The organism is Rhodoferax sp. U11-2br (assembly GCF_018619435.1).
In the GTDB taxonomy this organism is placed as follows: Bacteria; Pseudomonadota; Gammaproteobacteria; order Burkholderiales; family Burkholderiaceae_C; genus Rhodoferax.
Genome location: NZ_JAHFZF010000060.1, coordinates 1 through 5,734, shown reverse-complemented (window position 1 = coordinate 5,734; position 5,734 = coordinate 1). Strand labels below are relative to the sequence as shown.

Annotated in this window: 6 protein-coding genes; all 6 read right to left on the bottom strand. The window is 62.0% G+C overall.

All coding sequences use genetic code 11. The features are described from left to right. Nucleotides 1-849: MCP four helix bundle domain-containing protein (locus KKO72_RS20665; protein WP_214943728.1), on the bottom strand; the 849-nt coding region annotated here is incomplete at its 3' end. Nucleotides 850-934: 85 nt separating this feature from the next. After that, nucleotides 935-1,432, bottom strand: coding sequence for a 2-amino-4-hydroxy-6-hydroxymethyldihydropteridine diphosphokinase (gene folK, locus KKO72_RS20660; RefSeq protein ID WP_214943726.1), 498 nt, complete (start codon nt 1,430-1,432; stop codon nt 935-937). Between the two features lie 10 nt (nt 1,433-1,442). After that, nucleotides 1,443-3,053 (bottom strand): polynucleotide adenylyltransferase PcnB, encoded by a 1,611-nt coding sequence (pcnB, locus tag KKO72_RS20655; protein ID WP_214943724.1) that lies wholly within the window; start codon nt 3,051-3,053, stop codon nt 1,443-1,445. Nucleotides 3,054-3,104: 51 nt separating this feature from the next. Then, nucleotides 3,105-3,773, bottom strand: coding sequence for an HAD family phosphatase (locus KKO72_RS20650; protein ID WP_214943722.1), 669 nt, complete (start codon nt 3,771-3,773; stop codon nt 3,105-3,107). 45 nt (nt 3,774-3,818) lie between these two features. Continuing rightward, nucleotides 3,819-4,505 (bottom strand): DnaA regulatory inactivator Hda, encoded by a 687-nt coding sequence (gene hda / locus KKO72_RS20645; RefSeq protein WP_214943730.1) that lies wholly within the window; start codon nt 4,503-4,505, stop codon nt 3,819-3,821. Continuing rightward, nucleotides 4,505-5,590 (bottom strand): AI-2E family transporter, encoded by a 1,086-nt coding sequence (locus tag KKO72_RS20640; protein ID WP_214943720.1) that lies wholly within the window; start codon nt 5,588-5,590, stop codon nt 4,505-4,507. The genes hda and KKO72_RS20640 overlap by 1 nt, the downstream gene beginning before the upstream one ends. Between the last annotated feature and the right edge of the window lie 144 nt (nt 5,591-5,734).

Sequence of the window (5,734 nt, the reverse complement as noted above, 5' to 3'; positions counted from 1 at the left end):
GCCTTGGGCGATCTCGGAGCTGGCGGTGGCGATGCTGTCGGTGCTGTGGCGCACCTGGTTGACCATGGTGCCTAGCGAGGCGTTCATGCTCGAGAGGGACTTCATGAGGTCGCCAAATTCGTCACCACGTGTGGTGTCGATGGCCATGCTGAGGTCTCCCTGGGCAATCTTGGCGGCCAGGTTGTTGGCGGTATCCAGCGGTTGGCGGATGGAGCGAATGAGCCAGGCTGCACCCAGCAGGATGCCGCTCACCAGCAGCAGCATCATGGCGCCGGTGAGGTAGACCAGGCGCTGGGCACGTTGGGCGTAGTCGGCCTGGGTGGCTTCAAAGGCTTGTTCCTGCAAGGCCACAAAGTCACGCTGGGATTGCTGGTAGGTGTCCATGGCGGGCTGGAACACCTCTTTAGTGAGTTTGGTCGCTTCTTGGAGGTTGCCGTCGGTGCGTTGTTTGAGGGCGTCCGCGCGAGTGGAGAGCACTTTCTTGCGGTTGTCGGCAATGGTTTTGAGTAGGCTGATGTCTGCGGGGGTGAGTTCTTCTGATTCGATGGCTTTCTGGATTTTGCTGATCTGCGCGGAGGTGTCGGTCATGGCGGGTTTGAGGCCTGCTTCCAGTGCCGGGTCGGCACTGAGCATGAGGGCTTGGGTGCGAGCGGCGTTGACCTGTGAGAGGGAGGCCCATTGCAGGGCCGCTTTGACGCGTTTGTTGAGTTGGCCCAGGGCTTGTTCACTCTGGGCGCGGTCTTCGGCGGTGCGGTAGCCGGTGTATCCCACCACGGCCACCAGGGCCAGCACTATGAGCAACACCGATAGCCACAGCTTGGAGGTCAGACGCAGGTTTTGAAGGTTCATGGTGGTCTCCGGACGGGGGGCTCGTTTTGCCGAGTTTCTTGATGTCACAACATCTTACGCGTGGATACGCACTTTGGTGAAGCTCTTATGTCGTGTTGATGTGCAATTGGACACACTCCACCTGCTGTTCTTGCACAGCGGCCAACTGCTCAACAGACACCAGCTGGGGAGCAATTTCGGCCAGCGGCACCAGCACAAAGGCACGCTGGTACATGCGTGGGTGGGGCACTTGCAGCGTGGGGCTGTGGATGGGGGTGTCACCATACAGCAGGATGTCCAGGTCCAGGGTACGTGGTGCGTTGACGTAGGGCCGCTCTCGACCCTGCGCGTTTTCCATCTGCTGCAACGCTGCCAACAACTCAAAAGCACTGAGCCGGGTCGCCACTGCGGCAACCGCATTGATGAAATCCGGCCCACTGGCCTGCATCGGTGCGGTGCGGTACAGGCTGGAGGCGCGCAACAAACGGGTGGCGGGCAGACTGGCCAACCCGGCCAAAGCCTGCTGCACCGTGGCCCGGGCATCCCCCAGATTGCCCCCGAGTGCCACATAGGCCAGCACCTCGGCTTGGGTGGCCTCGGTCATGGGGCGAGGCTCAGGCCTGGGAATCGGGCGCAACGGGTGCGTCCCCCTCGCCACCGGTGTTGCGATTGGGGCTGCGGCGACGGCGGCGGCGTTTTTTGGGCGCTTCACCCCCCTCACCTGCCGACTCAGTGTCCGGGCGCTGCGCTGCTGGGTTTGTATCGTCCGTTGGTTCAGTACCGGCGACGGTAGTGTCGGTGGCAGCACGGGCGGGCAGCCGGTGCACACGTGGCGGGCGGGCGGTTTTGGCGCGTTGTTGTTGCTCCAACTTGACCTCTTCAACCATGTCGTTGCGCAGGTTGTCGTCGGCCACGCTGAATTCTTGCCACCAGTCGGACAAGACCTCGTCGAGTTCACCGTTTTCGGCGCGCAGACGCATGAAGTCAAACGCCGCCCGGAAGCGGGGTTGCTCCACCAAACCAAACGCTGCGCTGCCGGTGCGCTTCTCAAAGCGGGGCTGCATGGTCCAGATGTCGCGCATGTCACCACCAAGCTTGCCACGCCCGGAAACATCCCCGATGCGGGTGTTGAAGACATCATCAATCGCGTCCATCAACGCCGGATGGGAATGCTGGCGCGCGTTCAGGCGCTTGGCCCAGCCGTCGCGCACATCGGCCCACAACACACAGGCCAGCAAAAAGCTCGGCGCCACCGGTTTGCCTTCACCGACGCGGCGGTCGGTGTCGAGCAATGCTGCTTTCACAAACGGCTGCTCGGCACGCTCCACCACCACGTCGAGCAGCGGGTAAATGCCGCGCGCCAGGCCGAGTTCTTTGAGTTTCTCAATCGACGCCAGCGCGTGGCCGGTTTGTAACAGCTTGAGCATTTCGTCAAACATGCGGCTTTGCGGTACCTCCAGCAGCAGCGACTGGCTCTTGACCAACGGCGCGGCGGTTTTGGGCTCCAGCTTGAAGCCCAGGCCATGCAATTTGGCGCCAAAACGCACGGCGCGGATGATGCGCACCGGGTCTTCGCGGTAACGCGTGGCGGCGTCACCAATCATGCGAATGACACGCGCCTTGGCGTCTTTCATGCCGTGGTGGTAGTCGACAACGATCTGGGTTTCGGGGTCGTAATACATGGCGTTGATGGTGAAGTCACGCCGCGCCGCGTCTTCGTCCTGCGGGCCCCAAACGTTGTCGCGCAGCACGCGGCCGGTGCTGTCCACCGCGTGTTTCATGCCGGCCAGATCACTCTTGCTGGTTTTTTCGTTGCCAGCGACCTGCTCGGCGGCGGCGTTGTCGAGGTAGGCGCGGAAGGTCGAGACCTCGATCACCTCATGTTCGCGCCCACGGCCGTAGACCACGTGCACGATGCGAAAACGCCGCCCGATGATGAAGGCTCGGCGAAACAGGTTTTTGACCTGCTCAGGCGTGGCGTTGGTGGCCACGTCAAAGTCTTTGGGCGCCAAGCCGAGCATCAGGTCACGCACCGCACCACCCACGATGTAGGCCTCAAACCCGGCGTTTTTGAGGGTGCGCACCACGTTGATGGCGCGTTCGTCCACCAAAGCGGGGTTGATGCCATGCACCTCCGGGCCAATCTCGGCACGTTTGCCAAAACGGCTTTTGGCGGCGGCGGGGGCAGATTTGCCCAAAATTTTGTCGATGAAGCGTTTGATCATTGTTGTTGTCCTGACAGGCGCGCTGATGTTGGCCAGCGCCGTGCCGATGTCTCATTGGAAAAGTTCAAGTATGCGCCAGCCACGCGCCTGTGCAATCGCGCGCAGGCGATCGTCCGGGTTGGTGGCGACGGGGTGGTTGACATGCTCCAGCAGGGGCAAGTCGTTGATGGAGTCGGAGTAAAAGGTGCTGTCCACGTCGGCCCAGTCCAGCTGGCGCTCGGCCAGCCAAGCCTGCACACGAGCGATTTTGCCTTCACGAAATGACGGTGTGCCGTCGATCTCGCCGGTGAACCAGCCGCTGGCCGGGTCGCGCACCAGGTTGACGGCAATCAGATCCGGCACGCCAAAAGCGTCGGCAATCGGGCGGGTGACAAATTCATTGGTGGCGGTGACGATCACTACCGCGTCGCCAGCCTCCTGGTGGGCGCGCACCAGGTCCAGCGCCTGTGGTTTGATGGCTTTTTGCACCACAGCCCTCATGAAGTCAGCGTGAGCAGCTTCTGATTTGATAGCGCCTTGCTGGCAGATGGCGCATGTGGCAAAACGCATGTAGTCGTGGATATCGAGCGTGCCGGCCTTGTAATGCTGGTAGTAGGCGTCGTTCTGGCGGGCAAAGTCAGCCGCATCGTTCCAGCCCAGGGCGGTGGTGAACACACCCCACTCGTAGTCCGAGTCGGTGTTGATCAGGGTGTGGTCCAGGTCAAACAGGGTCAGTTTCATAAGCTGCAATTGTCGATCAAAGCCGACACGCGGCGGCGCACGGCCTCACGCGTTGTCCATCATGGTCTTGATCAGCGGGATGGTGATGGCGCGCTGGGTTTGCAGGGCGTAACCGTCCATCAGGTCCAGCAGCTCCATCAGGCTGCCCAGATCGCGGCTGAAGCGCGTGAGCATGAAGTCCATCACCTCGTCGCTCAGGGCAATACCACGCGCCTGGGCGTTCTCACGCAGCACCTGACGGCGCTGGCTGTCGTCCAGCGCCTGCAATGCAAACACATGACCCCAGCCCAGGCGGGTGCGCAAGTCGTCGCGCAGTTTCAGGTCGGCCGGTGGCAGGCTGCCCGCCGCCAGCACCGCCACCTGTTGGGTTTGGGCGTTGACAAACCAGTTGAACGCGGCCTGCTGCTGGGTGGCGTCATACGCGTGCACATCGTCCATCAGCACCGCAGTCCATGTGTCGTCGTACTCTGCAGCTACGGGAATACTAGCATCTAGCCAACCCACACGCTGACCCTGAGCCAACAAAGCGCTGCGCAAAGCCTGCAACAAATGGGATTTGCCACAGCCACTGCCGCCCCACAGGTAAGTGGGCACCGGCGAACGCCGCTGGCCCGTGCCGGGCTGACCCAGCCACAGTGTCAGGTGGTCCACCGCCGCAGCGTTGGGCCCCACACAAAAATTGCTCAGGCTTGGCCCCTTGGCCAGTCCCATGTCAAGCACCAGTTGTTTCATCATGGTTCGCGGTACAGTGCACTGTCTAGGTAAGTGCTGCGCAGGCGCCGGCCAGCCACCAGCAACACGGCGCTCAAGGGCAAGGCCATCAGCACACCTACAAAACCCAGCAGGTGGCCAAAGGCCAGCAGGGCAAAAATCACCGCCAGCGGGTGCAGGCCAATGCGCTCCCCCACCAGGCGAGGGGTCAGCACAAAACTCTCGACCAGCTGGCCCAGCCCGTAAACCACCGCCACCATCACCAGCGCGCTGATGTGTCCAGTCTGTGTTGCAAACTCCAGAAACCCCGCCAGCAGCGCCATCACCAGCCCCAGGCCAAAACCCACATAGGGAATCGCCACCGCCAGGCCAGTGAACACCCCAATGGGCAGCGCCAGGTCCAGCCCAAATAAAGCCAGCCCCACGCTGTAATACACCGCCAGCACCCCCATCACCAGCAGCTGACCACGCAGGTACTGGCCCAGCACACTGTCGGCCTCGTCGGTGAAACTCTCAACCACGGCGCGCAGGCGCGGCGGCACCAAGTTCAGCAGCATCGCCATAAAACGGCGCCACTCCATCAGCAGGTAAAACAGCACCACCGGGATCAGCACCGCATTGCCCAGCACCGAGAGCGCCACACTGCCGCCAAACTTGGCCGACTCCAGCAGGCGACCCAGGCTGTCCTCAAAGTTGGCGTTGAGGTGCTCCGTGGCAAACGCCTTGAGTCCAGCCACGTCCAACGACACATGCAGGCCAAACTGCGACAAAAAGGGCTGCAAAAAGCCGTTGAAGCGGTCCAGCAGCGGCGGCACCTGCTCACGCAGCAGCGGCAGCTGTTTCACCAGAATCGGCACCACTAGCAGCATCAAGGCCAAGAGCAGCAGCAAAAACACCAGCTCTACCAGCACCACCGCCAGCAGGCGCGGAATACGCCCACGCCCTAGGTCGTCAAGCCAATCCACCACCGGTGTGAGGGCATAGGCCAGGATGGCCGCCACCACAAAGGGGGTGAGCACCGGGGCGAGCAGCCACGACAGCAGCACAATGCCCGCCAGAAGTGACAGCCAGGCCGCAGCCCGTTTTTGAGTGGAGGTGAATTGCATCAAAAACCCGAACAACCGGCTGGGGGCCGTACCCTTAAAATCAGCGCAAATTCTATCGGCCCGGCTCATCTGATCCGGCCGACCCACAAGTAATCCGATCCACCCCGGCATTTGGCCTGATTGAACCCACCCATGAGCACACCC

Bases quoted from the DNA above. Each gene is read 5' to 3' on its own strand.
- folK (WP_214943726.1), bottom strand. From the start codon at position 1,432: ATGACCGAGGCCACCCAAGCCGAGGTGCTGGCCTATGTGGCACTCGGG.
- pcnB (WP_214943724.1), bottom strand. From the start codon at position 3,053: ATGATCAAACGCTTCATCGACAAAATTTTGGGCAAATCTGCCCCCGCC.
- KKO72_RS20650 (WP_214943722.1), bottom strand. From the start codon at position 3,773: ATGAAACTGACCCTGTTTGACCTGGACCACACCCTGATCAACACCGAC.
- hda (WP_214943730.1), bottom strand. From the start codon at position 4,505: ATGAAACAACTGGTGCTTGACATGGGACTGGCCAAGGGGCCAAGCCTG.
- KKO72_RS20640 (WP_214943720.1), bottom strand. From the start codon at position 5,590: ATGCAATTCACCTCCACTCAAAAACGGGCTGCGGCCTGGCTGTCACTT.